Source organism: Methanobrevibacter olleyae, assembly GCF_900114585.1.
GTDB lineage: Archaea > Methanobacteriota > Methanobacteria > Methanobacteriales > Methanobacteriaceae > Methanobrevibacter > Methanobrevibacter olleyae.
Genome location: NZ_FOTL01000003.1, coordinates 19,259 through 39,711, shown reverse-complemented (window position 1 = coordinate 39,711; position 20,453 = coordinate 19,259). Strand labels below are relative to the sequence as shown.

16 protein-coding genes and 2 tRNA genes are annotated in these 20,453 nt (G+C 27.4%); 1 reads left to right on the top strand and 17 read right to left on the bottom strand.

The window, feature by feature from the left end; translation table 11 throughout:
- Position 1: 1 nt before the first annotated feature.
- The 7 genes from BM020_RS01450 to lonB all read right to left on the bottom strand — a co-directional run bounded on the left by BM020_RS01450 (position 2) and on the right by lonB (position 8,099).
- Positions 2–1,033 carry a DUF354 domain-containing protein gene (locus BM020_RS01450; RefSeq protein WP_074797972.1) on the bottom strand — a complete coding sequence of 344 codons (1,032 nt, stop codon included), beginning with the start codon at positions 1,031–1,033 and terminating at the stop codon, positions 2–4.
- A 120-nt stretch (positions 1,034–1,153) separates the two neighbouring features.
- Complete coding sequence (gene hypB, locus BM020_RS01445; protein ID WP_067147106.1) at positions 1,154–1,831, bottom strand: hydrogenase nickel incorporation protein HypB; 678 nt, start codon at positions 1,829–1,831, stop codon at positions 1,154–1,156.
- 147 nt (positions 1,832–1,978) lie between these two features.
- Complete coding sequence (gene hypA, locus BM020_RS01440; protein WP_067147108.1) at positions 1,979–2,362, bottom strand: hydrogenase maturation nickel metallochaperone HypA; 384 nt, start codon at positions 2,360–2,362, stop codon at positions 1,979–1,981.
- 312 nt (positions 2,363–2,674) lie between these two features.
- Positions 2,675–3,595: a ribose-phosphate diphosphokinase gene (locus BM020_RS01435; protein WP_074797970.1), complete on the bottom strand. Its 921-nt coding sequence runs from the start codon at positions 3,593–3,595 to the stop codon at positions 2,675–2,677.
- A 243-nt stretch (positions 3,596–3,838) separates the two neighbouring features.
- Positions 3,839–4,936, bottom strand: a complete 1,098-nt coding sequence (locus tag BM020_RS01430; protein ID WP_067147112.1) for a hypothetical protein — start codon at positions 4,934–4,936, stop codon at positions 3,839–3,841.
- 403 nt (positions 4,937–5,339) lie between these two features.
- Entirely contained in the window at positions 5,340–5,822 is a 483-nt protein-coding gene (locus BM020_RS01425; RefSeq protein ID WP_067147114.1) for a hypothetical protein, read from the bottom strand.
- Between the two features lie 390 nt (positions 5,823–6,212).
- Positions 6,213–8,099 carry an ATP-dependent protease LonB gene (lonB, locus tag BM020_RS01420; RefSeq protein WP_143743933.1) on the bottom strand — a complete coding sequence of 629 codons (1,887 nt, stop codon included), beginning with the start codon at positions 8,097–8,099 and terminating at the stop codon, positions 6,213–6,215.
- A gap of 755 nt (positions 8,100–8,854) precedes the next feature.
- Between lonB and cobQ the strand changes: the two genes are divergently transcribed.
- Complete coding sequence (gene cobQ / locus BM020_RS01415; RefSeq protein ID WP_067147116.1) at positions 8,855–10,477, top strand: cobyric acid synthase CobQ; 1,623 nt, start codon at positions 8,855–8,857, stop codon at positions 10,475–10,477.
- Between the two features lie 85 nt (positions 10,478–10,562).
- Here cobQ and BM020_RS01410 read toward each other — a convergent pair whose 3' ends face one another.
- The 10 genes from BM020_RS01410 to BM020_RS01365 form a co-directional block, all read right to left on the bottom strand.
- Positions 10,563–11,723: an acetyl-CoA acetyltransferase gene (locus BM020_RS01410; RefSeq protein ID WP_067147118.1), complete on the bottom strand. Its 1,161-nt coding sequence runs from the start codon at positions 11,721–11,723 to the stop codon at positions 10,563–10,565.
- 89 nt (positions 11,724–11,812) lie between these two features.
- Positions 11,813–12,853, bottom strand: coding sequence for a hydroxymethylglutaryl-CoA synthase (locus tag BM020_RS01405; RefSeq protein ID WP_067147120.1), 1,041 nt, complete (start codon positions 12,851–12,853; stop codon positions 11,813–11,815).
- A 450-nt stretch (positions 12,854–13,303) separates the two neighbouring features.
- A tRNA-Gly gene (locus BM020_RS01400) sits at positions 13,304–13,377 on the bottom strand.
- A gap of 11 nt (positions 13,378–13,388) precedes the next feature.
- Positions 13,389–13,462 (bottom strand) — tRNA-Gly (locus tag BM020_RS01395).
- A gap of 208 nt (positions 13,463–13,670) precedes the next feature.
- The gene (locus BM020_RS01390) at positions 13,671–13,946 is read right to left on the bottom strand and encodes a hypothetical protein (RefSeq protein WP_234970496.1); all 276 of its coding nucleotides are present in this window, start codon (positions 13,944–13,946) and stop codon (positions 13,671–13,673) included.
- Positions 13,947–13,954: 8 nt separating this feature from the next.
- Positions 13,955–14,221 carry a hypothetical protein gene (locus BM020_RS01385; RefSeq protein WP_067147124.1) on the bottom strand — a complete coding sequence of 89 codons (267 nt, stop codon included), beginning with the start codon at positions 14,219–14,221 and terminating at the stop codon, positions 13,955–13,957.
- Between the two features lie 275 nt (positions 14,222–14,496).
- Positions 14,497–15,171: a class I SAM-dependent methyltransferase gene (locus BM020_RS01380; protein ID WP_067147129.1), complete on the bottom strand. Its 675-nt coding sequence runs from the start codon at positions 15,169–15,171 to the stop codon at positions 14,497–14,499.
- 131 nt (positions 15,172–15,302) lie between these two features.
- Positions 15,303–15,695: a hypothetical protein gene (locus BM020_RS01375; RefSeq protein ID WP_067147133.1), complete on the bottom strand. Its 393-nt coding sequence runs from the start codon at positions 15,693–15,695 to the stop codon at positions 15,303–15,305.
- A 454-nt stretch (positions 15,696–16,149) separates the two neighbouring features.
- On the bottom strand, positions 16,150–17,763 hold the full coding sequence (gene thsA / locus BM020_RS01370; RefSeq protein WP_067147135.1) for a thermosome subunit alpha: 1,614 nt from the start codon (positions 17,761–17,763) through the stop codon (positions 16,150–16,152).
- An 876-nt stretch (positions 17,764–18,639) separates the two neighbouring features.
- Complete coding sequence (locus tag BM020_RS01365; RefSeq protein ID WP_067147137.1) at positions 18,640–20,451, bottom strand: coiled-coil domain-containing protein; 1,812 nt, start codon at positions 20,449–20,451, stop codon at positions 18,640–18,642.
- Positions 20,452–20,453: the final 2 nt, after the last annotated feature.

Sequence of the window (20,453 nt, the reverse complement as noted above, 5' to 3'; positions counted from 1 at the left end):
CTTATTTTTTAGAATTAGCCAATTCATAAGTCTTATTTAGAATTAATTCAAATAAATTATCTGTTTTTAACTCGATTGGTTTATTTGGATTTACAATAAAACTAAGAGCTTGTTTAGTAATTTCATCTAAATCAGTAGTTCTATACATCAAATCATTATTTACATAAAACTGATCTACAGATAAAGTGTCTCCAGGATAACATGAAATAACTGGAGTCTGAAGTATAGCCGCTTCCCTATTCATTGTACCTCCTGCACCAATCACAAGATCAGATGCTTTAATAATACTTGAAGTATCAACAGGAGGTTTTAAAATAGTAACATTTTTAATACCCTCAAATATTTCAGCCTGTTCTTTAAAACGAGGCAAAATAAGAATATTTGCATATTCTTTTAAAACATCTACAACAGGAGATAAAACAGATTTTCTACAATCAGTATTTAAATAAGAAGCAAGAGAAGGTTCAGGTCTCATCAAAATAGTTCTTTGTAATGGTAAATTTAGACCTAAGTCATCAAAAATATTTTCATTAAATACAAAGTTGTTAAAGTGCATCAGCTCAGAAGTTCCATTATAGCGAATAATATCATTAGGATTAGCACCATAGTGCATTAATTTCCATTCATCAATAATACTTGGAACTATAATTTTACTACATAATGGAAGGGTCAATTTATTAGCAGCCATTGCATGTTCATTATCTAAAACATATAAACTAGGGATTCCAAGACCAAAAGCAACTCTTGGAAGTTCAATAGAATGTTTTGATATTGCAACATCAAAGTTTTCACCAGAAACTAAATCCGCTAAATTAACAACACGCTGAGCACTTTCCTTAAGTTTTTCTTCTAATGTGACTCCATGTTTACCTACAGATACAAAGTCTATATCATACATATCCATTAATTTATGAATATCTCCAAATTTACGAGTTGTTACTAAAACATCTTCTCCTTCATCTTCAAAATACTTAATAACATCTTTAAAAAATCTTACATGAGGAGCATTTGATATATCGATCCATATTTTCATGAAATCACCGCTTAATAGTTTAAATATAAAATAAATTTAAGAAAAATATAATAATTTATAAAATTGTAAAAAGGCCAATTGACAATTAAATAAAAAAAAAAAAAAAAAAATAATTAAAAATTAATGATGATGGTGATGCTCTGCTTGATGTGCTTTACAAGCTTCAATAGCTTCAATCACTTCATCTAATCCTTTATCTTCTTTTAAACTAGTAGTAATAACTTTTACATCGGGATTGAGACTTTTTGCATCATCTACCATCTTACCTACATTAGCACCAACTGCATCAGCTAAATCAATTTTATTAATTATTACTAAATCAGAGTTTTGGAATATAAGTGGGTGTTTTTCTACAGTATCATCACCTTCACTAACAGACACTACAACAATTCTCATATGAGAACCTAATTCAAAGTCAACAGGACATATTAAGTTTCCTACATTTTCAATAAATAAGTAATCAATATCTTCAAGTGGTAAATCACCTAAACCATGACCCACCAAATGTGCATCTAAGTGACACTCCTTACCAGTGTTTAATCCAACTACAGGAACATTATGTGATTCTATTCTTCCAGCATCAAATTTACTAATTACATCTCCTGCAATAACACCAATCCTCTCATCAACAGCATCAATAATATCTTCAATAAGGGAAGTCTTACCAGAACCTATAGCTCCTACAAAGTCAACACAAAAGATATTATTATCTTCTAAAGTATGTAAATTTTTATGTGCTAATTTTTTATTAGCATCCATAATGTTCTTTGCTACTTCAACATCAGCAACTTTATGCATATAGTTCACCTTCATAATATATAATTTTATAATAAGTTTAATAATTTTAAAAATTTAAACAATATTTTTAATAGTTTATATGACAACTATGAAAATTATAAAAAGTAATTTTAATATTTTTAATAGAAAAATATATCTTAATTTTTGTTAATTTTCTCCATCATCTTCTCTTTCAATACTAATATTTCTAACAGTTACATCTTTACCATTAAGAACTTCAACTCTATGACTTTCACATTTTGGACATAAAATCATAGGAGCATAATGATCACTGCTATCAACATTAGCTACACCTTCAAAGTCACAATTGTGACATTTAACTTCAACATCAATATTTTCAATAATAATATCAGAATTTTCTGCTATGGTGTCTTGGCATAAAACACCTAACATAAACTTTAGTTGCTCGGGATTAAGCATAGCCAATCTTCCAATCTCAACAATCATTTCAGTTACTTCAATTGCATCATTAGCTTCAGCAGTTTCTAAAACTGCATTTAAAATCCCTTGAGCCATAGATAATTCATGCATTATAAATCCCCAACAACCTCAAATAAATAAAAAAATATTATAAAAATAATATAAATTTTCATTATAATTTTCATTGTAATATTAACAATTATAATTTATATTTATTAATACAATATAAAACTATTGTTATAAATTAAAACAATTATTATTAGAATGAACAATTAGTAATACTTTTTTTAAAAAAATAAATAAAATAATAAAAATTATTAATTAATAAAAATAATTAATTGATTAAAATAATTAGTTAATAAGAAAATATTAATAGATTAAAACAATTATTTAATAAAAATAATTATTAATAATTAATAAAAATTATTTTAAAGCATCTGCAATGATTTTAGCTACAGAAATACTACTAACATCAGATCTTAAAGTATCGGTACTTGCCAAATCACGAGCTCCAGCAGCACATATTTTTAAAACAGCATCATTTACAAGTACTGGATGAACACAGCATACATAAACTGATTTTGCACCATGCTCTTTTAAAATATCTATTGCATTAACAATTGTTCCACCAGTAGCTATAATATCATCAATAATAACTGCTTCTTTTCCATTTACAGAGTCAATATTAACTTTAGAATCTTTTTTAACTTTATCAAAATCTTCTGAATCAAAATCACATTGTACATCAACGATTCTAGTTTCTACTTTATCTGGACCTAATCTAATTTTACTCATATAAGTACAATTACAACCAAGAATTTCAGCTATTTCTTCTGCAAATCCTAAAGCACCTTTATCTGGAGCAATGATTATAGGATTTTCTACATTATCTGCAATATATTCTGCAATTGGAGGCATGGCAGAAAGGTTTGCAGTTGGAATATTAAAGAAATCTCTAACACTGTCTTCATGTAAGTTAATTGAAATAAATTCATCTGCACCAGATTCTTCAATTAAATTAGCCACCACTTGAGCAGAGATAGCTTCTCCATCTTTAAATCTTAACTCTTGCCTACCATAACCTAAATATGGAACAACTACTTTAATATGCTCTGCACCTAAGTCTTTAAGAGTTCTAATTAAAAATAATAATTCAATTAAATGTTCATCTTGAGGAAAACCTGTTGATTGAATAACAGTTACATCTTTTTCAACTTCCCCTTTAATCCTAAGATATCTTTCACCATCAGGAAATTTTTTAGTTTCAAGAGAAGATAAGGTCTCTCCTAATTCTTTTGCAACATCTGCTGCTAATTTTTGTGATGCTGAACCACCAATTATCAAAATAATCACCAAAAATATTGTTGTTAATAAAAGAAATATATTTGTTAATTAAAATTTTAAATTACTAAATCAATAATAATATAATATTATTTATATTTATGTTTATAATTAAATATTACTATTTTTAAAAAATTAGAGTTAAGAAATAAAAATAGAAAAATAAAAATAAAATTAAAAAGTAAAAATAGAAAAATAAAATAGAAAAATAAAAATAAAATAAAAAGTAAAAATAGAAAATTGCCTTTAAGAACTTACAGCATCATTACTATCTCTTCTAATAGTAATTGTATGGGCTAAAACTAAAGATCCTAAGAACATAAATGATAATAAAGCCATACCATTTACTGTCCTATTAAATAGGAATAAGCCGATAATTGCTTGAGAAGTAAAACCAGCAAGAGAGCCTATTAAAAGAACTTCTTTACCAAGATATTTTCTGTTTTTATTTTCTCTTTTATACCTGTATTGTTTGAGAATCATTAATCCAGCTACAATAGTTCCTAAAACTATTAAAAGCAATATGATAAATGTAAGATATCCAAAGTCATAAGCATAACCAAAAATACCTGGAAGCATATAATCAATTGTATCTTTCTTAGTTACTAATAGACCGAAGAAAAGAGGGAATGGTAAACCAAACAATAAAATAAATTGCATCGGTAAACTAATATAACCATCTGCAAATCCAACACTATTAGACCAATAAGAAGAACTAGGGTCATGTCCAATTAACCAAGTATTTCCAACTACTAATTTTAAACTAGATAATGAATTTTGAGCAAGTCTTGAAATCCTAAGCATTGGTGAGAAAACATCCATACCACTAATTCTTGCAACTAGTTCTAATAATCCAAAAGCAACTAATCCCATTCCTAGGAATATTAAAATTCTTTTCATTGAAAGAATAGATTTCTCTCTAAATGATTTAGAAATAATAATATATCCTATAAATAAACCTATAAACCATAATAACAAGAAAGATCTATGCATTGCTCCACCAAAGATAGTAATACCTACAAGAAGTATATAAACTATCCGTTTCAGCCTTACTACATTAACTCCCGACTCTTCCATTACCTTCAGCGAAGCTAATGCAGTTATAATAGATAAAAGAGCAATTGGACCGAAAGGGTGAGTAAATTCGTGCTGACCAAATGATAATATTAAGAATGCTAAATCAGCTCCAAATAAAAGTGTAAATCCTCCAGATAAGAATAATGACAAGAAAGTTACTACACTTAAAGATAGTGGAACTAAATTTATAATAAATATCATGGTAGCAAGTAAAATCAAACCTACTTCGATTATAAGTTGAAAATGATTTTGAGCTATTAAAAACATGAAATCACACAAATAAATAATTTTAAAAATTTAATAATTAGCATTAAACAAGAATAAATCTTAAAAAATAATCTTAATTTAATATTAAATATAACAATAGTCTTTTTATTTTACAAAGTATTTAAATATTAGCCAAATAAGGAAAAATATTAGAAAAAATGAAAACTTATAGAAAAATAAAAACAACAAAAAGAACACAGCAACTTAAATAAAAGTTAAAAAATACACCTAACTAAAATAAAAATTAAAGAAATACACCTAACTAAAATAAAAATTAAAGAAATACACCTAACTAAAATAAAAATTAAAGAAATACACCTAACTAAAATAAAAATTAAAGAAATACACAAACTGAAATAAAAATTTTGGTCAAGGTTTTTAGCCGAAGGCTAAAAAGCTTGAATTAAATTAACATAATCTTAATATTACCCATCAAAATATCTGGAATAACTGGTAATAAGTTTACAGAAGTAATACTCATAGCAACGGCATCACCACGAGAGTTTCCTTCACCCCAATCATGTTGACGAATAGTGTCTAAAATATCATCACCGAAAATATGTGCTGCAGCTTGATCATTAATGATTATTAAAATATGTGGTCTGACCCCATATGTATACTCCATAATTTCCTTAGCATCTTGATATGGATTATCAGTCATATAGATATTATGAAGAGTGTGACCATTTGCATTATGTGAACTTCCTGGATAAATCCAAGTAAATCCTCCATTTAAACTCCATAAAGCAGCCATATCCACTCCTGGAATTCCCCCCTCAGTATCATCTTGAGCTAAAACTAATACTCCAGAAAATGCAGTTATTACTAATAAGAAAACTACAATAATAGCAATAATAGCTAGAACTTTTTTTAATGAAATTGCCATTTTATCACCGCCATATAAAAATTAATCAATTTAATCGATTATTCAATATACTTAATCAAGATGTTTTTTCACATCTAAATTATTATAGTTCTATTTAAATATATAAACTTTTTGCATATGTGATAATAAAACTACTAAAAAATGATAAAAAAGCTAAAAAGAGAAAGATAATTAAATAAAAAAAGTTAAAAAAATAGAGTAAAACACTAAAAGAAAAAATAATAATAAAAAAATAGATTAAAATACTAAAAGAAAAAATAATAATAATAAAAAATAGAAAAAATAAAACAAGAAAAACAAAGTAAGAAAATAAAATAAAAATAAAAAAATAAAATTAATTAGAATAAATTTTGGTCAAGGTTTTTAGCCGAAGGCTAAAAAGCTTGGAGATTAATTATGACTTGGTTTAGATAAATTCATAGCATCAGTAGATACTTTGCTAGTTACTACACCACTAATCTCTCTCATTTTCTGAATTAATCTTTCTTTCTTACTACCATTAATTAATATGTTTTCTAAAACATCTTCGATTGTTTCAATAGGAACAATTTCAATCATGTCTTCATACTTTTTCTCAAGCATTACATCTTCCATGTTTGATTTTGGTAATAAAACTTTTTTAATACCTGCTTCAGCTGCTGCTTCAATTTTAGAAGTAGCTCCACCAATAGGCATTACATCTCCACGAACGCTTAAAGAACCAGTTAATGCAATAGATTGATCAATTGGAATTCCTTCAACAGCAGAAATAACAGCTGCAGTTATAGAGACACTTGCACTGTCTCCTTCTACACCATCATAACTTTGTAAGAATTGAACATGAATATCATGGTTAGAAATATCTACTTGAGTGTATTTTTTAATAATTGCACTTACATTTTGAACAGAATCTAATGCAATTTCACCAAGTTTACCAGTAACAATGATTTTACCTTCATTTTTACTGTTTGCAGGAGCCATTTCAGCAGCAATTGGCATGACAATACCGCTTCTATCACCCATAACTGCTAAACCATTAACCATACCAATTTTTCCACCACTTGAATAGAATACGCTGTATTCTTTTCTTTGAACAATAGATCTATCTACGATTTGTTGTTCTAAGGTTCTTGAAAATTTTTTAGCAGTTATAACATGTTCTGCACTTACTAAGTCAACCCCTTCTTCAATAGCCACGTCCCCAGATGAACGTACTAAACCACCTAACTCTCTAAGTCTAAGGGTTAATGAATTTTTTCTACCAGATCTACGTTTAGCTTCTAATATGATTTCATCTAAAGCATCTGTTGCAAAGTGTGGAATTCTACCATCATTTTTAATTTCTTGAGCAACGAATTGAACAAGTTTTTTCCTGTTTTCTTCATTATCTTCCATATAATCTTTCATAAAGACTTCGTAACCATATCCTCTAATTCTTGAACGCATAGCAATGTGCATACCTTCAAGAACTTGAATATTTCCAGAAGCTACAAGAACAAAATCACATGGAACTGCTTGAGAACGAACCATTGCACCACTACTGTTTTCACTTTGACCAGTAATTGAATATTTTTTCTCTTGCATTGCAGATAAAAGTTCTTGTTGAGTTTTCATACTCATTGTACCGATTTCATCTATGTATAAAACTCCTTTATGTGCTTTATGAATCATACCACTTTCTACACGTTCATGTGCAGGAGTTCCAAGACCACCAGATTGATAAGGGTCATGCCTTACATCACCTAATAATGCACCTGCATGAGCTCCAGTAGCATCCATAAATGGTGCAAATCTTTTATCTCCATTGTTTACTAATAATTTTGGAGCCATATTAGTTGATTTAGGTTTAATTTGCATTGAAATAAATATAACAAGAAGCACAGCAATAATAGCTTCAAAGATTCTTTGATATAATATACCTAAAACAAAGATAGCTGCAGTAGCAAACATGGTAATCATCATCTTCTTCTCATCACCACTTTTAACATTAGCTTTGTTTGCTTTAACTATCTTCTTACCTTGACCTGCAGGAACAGTTCTGATTAATGGATAATTACTATCTTCACCATTAGGATAAACCAATACATCTTCTAAAACCTCAGGAGGTAATAATTCAGCCATTCCTTTAGCTAACATTGATTTACCTACACCAGGATCACCAATAAGAAGAACATTCCTTCTTTGTTTTGCTGCTTTTTTAATAGTTTCAACAGATTCTTCATGACCAATAACTTGGTCAATAAGTAAAGGAGGCACTTCTACATCTGCAGTGTTTGAAATTGCTTCATAATCAAGCATAGGTTTAATCCTACGATTACCGTTATCATCTTCTACAAATTCAACATCTAAAGAGTCTTTTTCCTTAGATATTTTAGAATCTGTTATTTCTTCAACTGCATCATTTTCATCAATTAGATTATCTTCTACAGAGGAATCTATGATTTCTACATTAGATTCTAATTCTTCTACTTCTGTAGATAATACTTTATTTTCTTTCATTTAAAACCTCCTAAAAGTTTTAATAATTAATTTATTTAATATTTAAATCTAATCAATATTTAAATCTAATATTTAGATTCAATTTATTTAATATTTAGATAATGTTTTTTATTAGTATTCTTCTTAATATTTTTATTTGGTTTAGTTTTAAAAATTATAAAATTTATTTTTAAAATAAAAATTTAATTTTCATATATTATACTAATTTCATATATTATACTAATTTATCTAATTTTATTATATGTAAATATATTATATGTATATATATTGAACTATATGCTTAATAACTTTATGATTTAAGTTATATAAAAAGGTTTGTATTTTAGTAACCTAAATTAACTAAAATAAGAAAGAATAAAAAAATATTAAGGAATAATAAAATATACCATAAAATTAATAAATAAGACAATAGATAAAATATAAAAACTTGAAAAAAATCAATAGAATAAAGTAAAAAATTAATAAAAAAAACTATAAAAATATAAACATCAAATAAATTTTATATTTTATAAAAAACAAATGAAATTTATATATCAGATATTTAGGTAAAAATTATGACAAAATGTTTAATGATTCAAGGAACTGCATCTAATGCAGGAAAAAGTCTTATTGTAGCGGCTCTTTGTAGAATATATGTAAAAAGAGGATATAAAGTAGCTCCATTTAAATCACAGAATATGTCTTTAAATTCATATACTACAAAGGAAAATAAAGAAATAGCTATGGCACAGGTTCTACAAGCAAAAGCTGCAATGATAGAACCTACAGTAGATATGAACCCCATTCTTCTTAAACCAAAAGAAGATGCAATTTCTCAAGTAATTATACGAGGTGAAGCTATAGGAGACAGAGACTTTTTTAGAGATTACGATGCAAATAAAAATAATGATTTGATAAATGAGGAAGATTATAGAAAAATTGCTAAAGAGGCTGTTATAAATTCATTAAACAATCTAAAAAAGGATTATGATATAATAATTATGGAAGGTGCTGGATCTCCAGCTGAAATAAACTTAAGAGAAGGAGATTTAGCAAATATGGGTGCTGCTGAACTAGCAGATGCTAATGTAGTTCTGGTTGGAGATATTGACAAGGGAGGAGTCTTTGCATCAGTAGCTGGGACTTTCTTACTTCTCGATGATAAAGACAGATCACGCTTTAAAGGAGTTATTATAAACAAATTTAGAGGCAATATAAATCTTTTAGATTCTGGAATAGAAAGACTTGAAGAAATCGTTAAAGTGCCAATTCTTGGAATCGTCCCATATGCTGAAAATTTACAACTACCTGAAGAGGACTCTACATCCTTAAAAGAACATAAATGGAATAAAAACTTTGATGATGAAAGTTCTGAAACTAAAGACCATATAATTATTGGAATAATTAAGCTTCCAAAAATAGCTAATTTTACTGATATTGACCCATTTGAAGCTGAAGAGGACGTTGAAGTAAGGATGATTGAATTATATAATTATAAAGAAAAAATTCAAGATCTTGATGCAATAATAATTCCTGGAACTAGAAATTCTACAGAGGATATGAAAGAATTAGAAAGAACAGGTTTAGCAGATGAAATAAGAAAATTATCAAAAAATAAGGGCATTCTTATTGGAGGAATCTGTGGGGGATATCAAATACTTGGAAGAAAAATCATCGATAAAAATCATAAGGAATCTAAACTTGATGAAATAAACGGTCTTGGGCTTTTAGACATTGAAAGTGAATTTATTCGGGAAAATAAAATTGTTAAACAAAGTATTGCTAAAATTGATTTAGAAAGTAATTCATCAGAGGATGATAATGAATCAATTTATAGTATCCTTTCAAAAATTAATGGTGAAGATATAAGTGGATATGAACTACATGAAGGAACAAGCAACTTAATTAGTGCTAAACCATTATTTAAAATAGAAAAGGGAATTGGAAATAACGATACCGATACATATGACGGAGCATACAGTGATAATATATTTGGAACTTATTTCCATGGAATATTTAATAATTACAATTTAAGAAGAGAATTATTAAATTATTTAAGAGAAAATAAAAATCTAAAAATAAAAACTGGAGAAGATCCATTTAAAACTAGTGTAGAAAATTCACTAGAAGAATTAGCAAAAATTGTAGAAGAATCTTTAGATATGAATTATATTGATAATTTAATATTTGATGAATAGATGTGAAATTAAAAATTAAAAAAAGAAAAATAGGAGAAATAAGAAAATAAAAAATAAAAAAAACTAGTTAAAAGAAAGTAGAAATCTAGTTAAGATCTCTACCAAAAATGTGAACAGCACAAGTACCGCCAGTACCACCAATATTATGAGTCATACCGATTTCAGCACCATCCACTTGACGTTTACCTGCTTCTCCTCTTAATTGCCATACAATTTCAGCAGCTTGAGCAATACCAGTAGCACCAAGAGGGTGTCCTCTTGCTTTTAAACCACCAGATGGGTTAATAGGACAATCACCATCAATATTAGTTTGTCCTTCCTCAAGAACTTTTCCACCTTCACCTTTAGGGGCAAAACCAAGGTCTTCTATAGCAAGTAATCCATTAATTGAGAAACAATCGTGAACTTCAGTAGCATCAATATCTTTTACAGTTAGCCCTGCCATATCATAAGCTTTTCTAGAAGCAGCAACAGTTGCATCTAAAGTAGTAATGTCTTTTCTACTATGTAATGCAATAGTTCCAGAAGATTGTGCAGATGCTTTTACATAAATAGGAGTATCAGTAAATTCTTTAGCTCTTTCTGCTGCACAAATAACAATAGCAGATGCACCATCAGAAACAGGTGAACAATCTAATAAAGTTAATGGGTCTGCAACAGAAGAGGATGCTAATAATTTATCCACACTTATTTCAAATGGGAATTGGGCATTAGGATTATTTGCAGCATTCTTATGGTTTATAACAGACATCATAGCTAATTGTTCCCTTGTAGTTCCATATTCATACATATGCCTTTTAGCAATCATAGCATATAATGATGGGAAAGTAGCTCCTTGTTGTGCTTCCCATTCTTGATCTGAAGCAGTAGCAATAGCTGGTGTTGCATCTACAACATCAGTCATTTTCTCTACCCCTGCAGATACCACTACATCATGATAACCAGAAGCAACAGCCATAATCCCCTGTCTAAGTGCTAATCCACCAGATGCACAAGCAGCTTCAACTCTTGTACATGGAATTGGGTTCATACCCATACTGTCAGAAATAAGTGCTGCGATATGTTCTTGACCTACAAAAAGACCTGCAGACATGTTTCCTACAAACATAGCTTCCAAGTCAGAACCACTAAGATTAGCATCTTCCATAGCTCCAAGACCAGCTTCTGAAATTAACTGTCTAAATGAACTATCCCATAATTCTCCGAATTTTGTTTGGGAAGTTCCAATAATTGCAACATCTCTCATTTTTTCACCTTCAAATGTAAAAATATTATTTAATAATATGTTATAATAACTTTTTAATAAGTTCTTAGCTTTTAAATTCTAAATTTAACCTATACCATTCTAAGTTTTCCTTTAAATTTAGCATAAACTGCATAATCAACATAAATTTTTTTAGATATAATTTCTTCAGTTGTAGGAGCTAAACTTTTAACTTCTTCGATTCTATCATTTACAGTTAAAGTAAATCCATCACTACCTGCACCGGAACCATAAGATACTATAAAAATTTTATCTCCAGGTTCTGCTTTATCTAAAACATTAGAAAGTGCTAAAGGAACCGCACCAGAATAAGTATTACCTACATTAGGAGCTAAAAGACCATCTTTATATTGTTCTTGAGTGAATCCTAATTTTTTAGCAACTCTTATGTAAAATTTACCATTTGGCTGATGGAAAAGAGCATAATCATAATCTTCTGCTTTTGAATCGGTTTTTTCGAGTAAGCCTTTAGCTGCTCCAAATACATGTTTGAAGTAAGCTGGATCACCAGTAAATCTTCCCCCATGACTTGGGAAAGGTTGACCTTCTCTTCTATAGAAATCAGGAGTATCAGTAGTGAAACTGTAAGTAGTTCCAAAGTCAGCAATAGTATTTTTATTACCAATGATATATGCTGCACCACCAGCAGATGCAGTGTATTCTAAAGCATCCCCCGGTGCTCCTTGAGAGGTATCAGCACCAATAGCTAAACCATACTTAATCATACCAGAGTCAACTAAACCCATAGTAGCTTGAATTCCTGCAGTACCTGCTTTACAAGCAAATTCTAAATCTGCTGCAGTCATATCAGGAGTTGCACCAATCGCTTCAGCAACAATAGTAGCAGTTGGTTTTACTGCATAAGGATGAGATTCAGAACCAACATAAACTGCCTCAATGTCTTGAGGATTAATTTGTGATCTTGCTAATGCATATCTTGCAGCAGTAACTGCAATAGTTGCAGTATCTTCATCAGAAGAAGGCACTGATTTTTCATTAACGATTAAACCGTTTGAAATTGAATCAGCATTATCTCCCCATACTTTTGCGATTTCTTCTACTTTTATTCTATATGATGGCACACTTGCCCCATATCCAACAATTCCTGCCATTGAATCACAACCATTTTTATATTTAGTTTTAATTAAAATAGCTAATAATTGCTATTAACTTAATTTTAAATTTATCTAGATTTTAATTTTAAATTATATAAATTTAATATTTTTAATCTGATTTAAATTTAATTTTAAATAAAAAATATAAATTTTTTAAATTTCTAATAATTCCAAAATAAATTAAATTTTTAATTTATTTTTCCTTTCATTTTTACTGAGAATATAAACTTAAATAATTAAATAAGAATTTAAAATAATCATTATAAATTTATATTATTATAATATTATTTTTTACTACATATAAACTTATTTAATAAAATAAAGAAAAAATCTATAAAAACTAATTAATTAGGAATACTAAATCAAGTTAACAATGATTAATTTAAAAAATAAGAAAAAACTACCTATAAAAAAAGTAATATTAAAAAAGAATTTAAAAAAACACCATGCAGCTGCCGGGATTCGAACCCGGGTTGTAGGCTTGGAAGGCCCAAGTAATAGCCAGACTATACCACAGCTGCAATAAAAAAAGTGCGGCGTCCGGGATTTGAACCCGGGTCTCTAACGTGGCAGGCTAGAGTCTTAACCAGGCTGGACTAACACCGCAATATAACAACATATAAAGATTGGTCAATATACTATATAAATTTTTCTATAATCAAATGATTGATAAAAAATTTAAAAATATAAGGCCAAACTTATAAGAAATTAGAATATTAAAAAAATTAAAATATTCTAAGAAATTAGAATATTAAAAAAATTAAAATATTCTAAGAAATTAAAATATTAAAATAATAAAAATTTAAAATTATTTTTAAATTAAATAATAAATAAGAGGAAGCATAGATAGAATACCTAAAACAAATATTGCAAATCCACCAATGAATTCAATATGTCTGGAATATTTCATAGCTACTTTCGTACCAAAAACACCGATTAATTGCCAAAGAATAACCAAACAAATACTAGCACCTGCAACAATGAATGGATCAGCTCCTTCAATTACACCTTGAGCAGCTAAAACTAAGTTTTCAATGTTACCAAAAATTAATAATCCTAAAAAAGGCTTATACTCTTCAATAAAAGACACCATTTCACCTAACCTTTAACTGCTTCTATCATTGATTGGATACCTAAAACAAATATTGCAAATCCGCCAATGAATTCAATATAAATACCATAATATTCTAATTGTTGAGTACATACAGTACCAAGGATTAACCATATATTTACACAAATTAAACTGAATATCGCAAGTTTTAAAGGGTTTGCACCTTTAACTACTCCTTGAGAAGCTAAAATTAAGTTTTCTATATTTCCAAAAACTATTAAGGAAATCAAACCAATAGTTAGTCCTAAAATCATTTCATCACCCTTTCCTCTTTATTAAGGATAACTAAATTATTACTATTTTTTATTAGCTATTATTTAGAATTAATTGAATAATTACAAATAATAGTTAATAAAAAATCTTAATTAAAATTAATCATTAACATGTTTTATATTTGTTTAATAATATTTAAAATTTACTTCAATAAAAGGGATTTTAATCTATCTATGAGAAAATTAAATAAAAACTCTAAATTTTAGAATAAAAAATAGATTAAAAAATAATAAAAAAGAAATAAATAGATAAATATTTATTTTCTAGCGATTACACAAAGCCAGCCAGTAACTTCTTTAGTTAGACTATCTGAACCGTCTTTTGAAAAGCAGATTATATCAGAAAATCCAGCCTCACGCAAATACTCGTCAAATTCATCTTCAGAATAAATATCCATATCTAATAAATCAATGAGCTCATTTTGACCTTCATCATCTTCATTTGGAATTGCTTCATTACAAATAAACATTATTCCATCATCTTTTAATACTCTTCTAACTTCTTTTGAATCATTAAGAAAATCTGGCCAGAAATAAACAGTTTCAAAACAAGTTACAATATCAAAGCTATTATCATCAAAAGGTAAATCAGAAACAGAACCTTGAATAATCTCACATCTTCCATCATCAATAGCAGCTTGATTTAATTTAATAGATTTTTCAACTGCAATCTCTGAATAATCTAAACCATAAACTTTATTATCAGTCATTTTAAGGAATCTTTCTAGGTTGACTCCTCCACCACAACCAATATCTAAAATTACATCATCTTTTGAGATATCTAAATGGCTTACACCCCACTGTGCAAGACTTTCATGACTTTTATTCATTCTATCCAATAATTTATCCCCTAAATCCCCTTTAGGTTTACGAGCATTAATCAATAATTCTTTCTCTTCTTTAGTCCTTCTCATTTTTTTATCATCAGACATATTATAACTCCTAAAAATACAATCTTAACAATTAATATAATCTTATCAATTATAATATTAATATGCATGATTAATAAATCTTAGTATCTGATAATAAATAAATAAATAAAAAATAATAACTAAAAAAGGAGTTAATCTTCGAAATAAACTTCCCGAATAAAATCGCCTATTCCAATATCCATTAAAGTAAAATCATTGAAAAAAGATAAGATGATGAGTTCATCTGGATTTTCATTAAAATATTGGCAATTTATATTTTTCAATGGGTCTGAATCCTTTAAATCACAACCAAGACCATTTTGGTCTAAATCTTCAACAATACCATTTTGGTCTAAATCTTCAACAATACCATTTTGTTTTAAGTCATCTAATTCAAAATCATCTAAAAAATCTAAAGAATCTGAATTATTTTCATCCTTATTTTTCTCATCATTTCTTAAAGGAGAAACATGAGAACTATAGTCAACATTACTTTTTAGATATCTACTTTCTTTAGTGCTTTTTTTACAATTTTTTAAAGACATTTTATCAAATCCTTTACATTATTTTAAAAAAGTTCTTGAATAAAAATTGTTTTTTAAAGAATATAATCCTAAACAAAGAGCATTTGAAAAGTAATATTTAAAATAAGTAAACCATACATGGTAAAATTAAAAATAACTAATAAATAGTTTAATATATATGAAATAAATAATAAATAATTTAATATATATGAAATAAATAATAAATAGTTTAATATATATGAAAAAAATGATCATTTATAAAAATAGTTTAAAATAATATGCCATAAAAATTGATAAAATCTAAAATGAAAAATCTAGAAAATAGTTATGAAGTAATAAAAATGAGTAAAAAAATAAAAAGAAAATAAAAAACCTTAAAAAAGGTTCATTTTAAAATAAAAAAACCAGACCTCACCAAAATATATAAGAATTTTGGTGAAGGTTTTTTAACCGAAGGTCAGAAAAAGTTTGGTAATTACATCATTGGAGGCATGCCACCCATACCTGGGTCCATAGGCATGTCACCAGCACTAGTTCCACTGGAAGCAATTACATCATCAATTCTTAAAATCATTTCAGCAGCTTCAGAAGCAGATTGAATAGCTTGTTTTTTGACACGTTTAGGTTCTATAACACCTTCTTCTTTCATGTCAGTAACATCGCCAGTAAAGACATTCAATCCCATATAGCAAGAGTTTTCATGTGAAGCCCTTAAGTCTACTAAGGAGTCAATGCTATCTAAACCTGCGTTTTCAGCTAAGGTTTTAGGAACAATTTCTAAAGATTCTGCAAATGCAGTAACTGCTAATTGTTCTCTTCCACTAATAGATTCCGCATAATCTTTGAGTTTTTTAGCCATAGCGATTTCAGGAGCTCCTCCTCCAGCTACAATTTGGCCATCTTCTATAGTAGCAGCTACTACACCGATTGCATCAACAACAGCTCTGTCGATTTCATCAACGATGTGTTTGGTACTTCCTCTTACGAGTAAAGTTACTGCTTTAGGTTCTTTGCATTCCTCTACAAAGATCATGTCTTCACCAGAGATTTTTTTCTCAGTTACAGAGCCAGCACTACCTAAATCATCTTCAGTTAAATCATCTAAGTTAGATACAACAGTAGCACCAGTTGCTTTTGCTAATTTTTCAATATCAGATTTTTTGACTCTTCTTACAGCCATTATTCCTTCTTTAGCTAAGTAGTGTTGTGCTAAGTCATCGATACCTTTTTGTGCAAATAATACAGTTGCTCCAACATCTGCGATTTTATTAACCATATCTCTGACCATTTGTTCTTCTTGTTCAATGAATGCTTGCATTTGAGCAGGGTCAGTGATTCTGATTTCAGCATCAACTTCAGTTTCTTTAACTTCTAAAGGAGAGTTAATTAAAACAACATTAGCATCTTTTAATTCAGAAGGCATACCTGGGTGTACTTTTTCCTTATCTATAATTACACCTTGTACTAAAGTAGATTCTTCTACTACAGCACCATCTTTTTTCTCAATTTTAATATGATCAGTATCAACTTCACCATCATCAGATACTTCTAAAACAGCATCGACGATTAAGTTTGCTAAAGGTTCACGAGCTTTTTCAGTTCCTTTGCCAGTCATAGCAGTCATAGCTACTTTAACTAACATATCACGAGAAATATCTTCAATAGCAATTTCATCTAAGATTTCTTGTGCTTTTTCAGCAGCTTGTCTGTAACCCATAGCAATGATAGTAGGGTGAATATCCATATCTAATAAGGATTCAGATTTTTTGAGGAGTTCTCCAGCAATGATTACTGCAGTTGTAGTTCCATCTCCAACTTCATCTTCTTGGGTTTTTGCAACTTCTACAAGCATTTTTGCTGCAGGATGTTCAATATCCATTTCTTTTAATATAGTAACTCCATCGTTAGTCACTACAATATCTCCAAGTCCGTCTACTAACATTTTGTCCATTCCTTTTGGACCTAAAGTAGTTCTTACAGTTTCAGCTAATACTTTACCTGCTAAGATGTTAGTTCTTTGTGCATCTCTACCTAACAATCTGTTAGTTCCTTCAGGTAAAATGAAAATAGGTTGTCCACCTTGTGCCATATTAATACACCTCAATTTTTTTAAATAAATAATATTTTTTAATAGATAATAAATATACTTCAATTATAGCTAATTAATTTACTTAATTTTAAATTAAAAGCAATAACCTAAGTTAAATCATTGAAAAATTAATTAATTTTTAATAAAAACTCTATAAATTTTTTTTAAGTAAAAATCTTTAAATTTAATAGAAATTTTTAAATTAAAGATAGATTTAACTAATGTTAATAATATTTATTCTATAATAACAATGGGTTTAAAGTAATATATAAAGTTTTTGTTTTCATTATAGTTTTTATAAAAACTAATTAATTAAATAAAAATATAAAAAAATTAATTTATTATAAATAAATTATAATAATTTAATAAAAAAATAGACAAATCAATATAAATATAATTTAGTTACAAAAATATATTAAAATAGAAAGTTCCTTTGCGGTTTACACATGTTCCTTTGCAGTTAACAGACAAACGCCAATTAAAAATTAATAAAATTTTCAATGAATTGTTATAATAAGATTAATAAAAATTTAAATAATGAAAATCTCTTAAAAGGTGATTTTATTAAAGATAAAAATAGTAAATTATCTAAGTGTATAAATAAATGAAATAGTTTATATGAAAAATTAAAAAGTTAGAACATAATAATTTTACAAAATAATAAAAATAAAATAATAAAAATAAAATAATAAAAATAAAATAATAAAAATAATCTAAATAATCCAAATAAATATATTAAAAATTTTAAAAAAAATGCTTTCATGAAAATTTTAGCTAATTACATGAAAGGAAAAATAATATAAAAATAGAAGAATAATCTATAAAATAAAAAAATAAAAGTAAATAGCGTATAAAAAAGAAAATAAGAAAAATTAGTTATTCCTCTGGTAAAGGAAGCTTTTTCCAGAAGAATATATCATTTTCCTTCTTAGCTACTTCAATATAGCCTTTTCTCTCTAAACTTTTAAGAATGTTCTTTGTGTTACCAAATGAAAGATTTTTAAATGCTATATCATTAAGATAATCTTTTACAGATAATGTGTCCATAGATTCATTAGGTAGTAAATGATAAATTTGAGACTGAATAGAATTTAAATTCTTCAACTGAGGAGCAGTTAATTTATCATAGACCATTTTGAATTTTTTTAACTCAGAAACAGAAGATTTATATTCTTCAACTTCTTGCTTTAACCTTTCAATTTCTTTTAAATTATTTTGATTAAGGTCATTAAGAGAATCTTCTAAATCACTAGATGGATTGCCAGATAGATTTTTAATACCACTAACTGAATCTGTAGAATCGATTAAATCAGCACCTTTATTTAATTTTTTATCTTTTGCTACTTTAATTTTAAGTTTGTTTTCTTTAGCTAACTCTAGTTCCCTTTTAATGTCATTTAATTCTAATAATTCCCTATCTTCAGAAGATGTTTTATTTACAAGACTATCATGAGCTTGATTATCTAAGAAGCTATTATCAGATAATTCAAAGAATAAATCTTTAACTTCACTAAGCCTTTGGATTTGTAAATCTTTCTTAGATAATTCATTTTGAACTTTAGCATAGTCCTCACGAGAAACAGATTTATCTTTTAATAATTTTATTTGAACATCCTTCTCACGAATAGTTACATCACGAGAATCAAGTTCTCTTTGTAATGCTACAAGATTATCTTTATTTACTAAATTATTTTTCAAATCAAGAATCTCTTCATTTTTAGAAGCAATTTGAGCATTAAGGGATTGGATTTCCATATTTTTATCATCCACAGAGCTTAATGTATTAGCTAATTTAAGATTAGCTTGATTTTCTTTATTTTTTGCTTCATCCAATTGACGTTGAATCTCAGTGATTTTATTATTTGCAATTTTTAAATCATTAGAAATAGCTTGAATCTCATTATCTTTAGAACTAAGATCATTTAATGTTTCTTTTAATTTAAGATTTGCTTGTCCTAATTCTAAAGTTCTAAAGTTATTAAATTCTTCATCAAAAGATTCTTTCATTTTAGAAAGAGATTCATTTATATCAGAAAGTTCTTTAACCTTATCAGATAAATTCCTAATAGTTTCATCCTTAGAATTTAATAAATCTTTAGACCTGTTTAACACTTCAATATTAGTATTTAAAGAATGAGTCAAATTTTCAATTTCATAATTTTTAGTTTTTAAATCAGCTTCATATTTAGATTTTAAATCAGAAATTTCATCATCCTTAACTTTAATATCATTATCAAATTTAGCTAAAAAGTCACTAAGTTCAAGACTTTTATTCTTTAAATCATCCCTAAATTTAGTTTTTAAATCAGAAATTTCATCATCCTTAACTCTTAAATTTTCATCATATTTAAGTTTTAAATCTGATACATCATCAATATGTTTATTCTTTAAATTAGAAACTTCAACTTCATGTTTATTTTTTAAAGAAGAAATATCATTTTCATATTGAGATTTTAAATCAGAAAGCTCAACATCATACTTATTTTTTAAATCTGATATTTCATTATCTTTTTGTTTTAAAGATTCTTCAGATTCATTTTTTAATTTTTCAAATTCGTCATTAGATTTTAGGGAATTTTGCTCTTGTTTTAATTGAACATTTTCCATTTTAAGTTTGTTAATCTCTAAAAGAGAAGATTTTACTAATTTTTGAAGTTTATTTATATCATTTGAATTTTCAAAGCTCATTT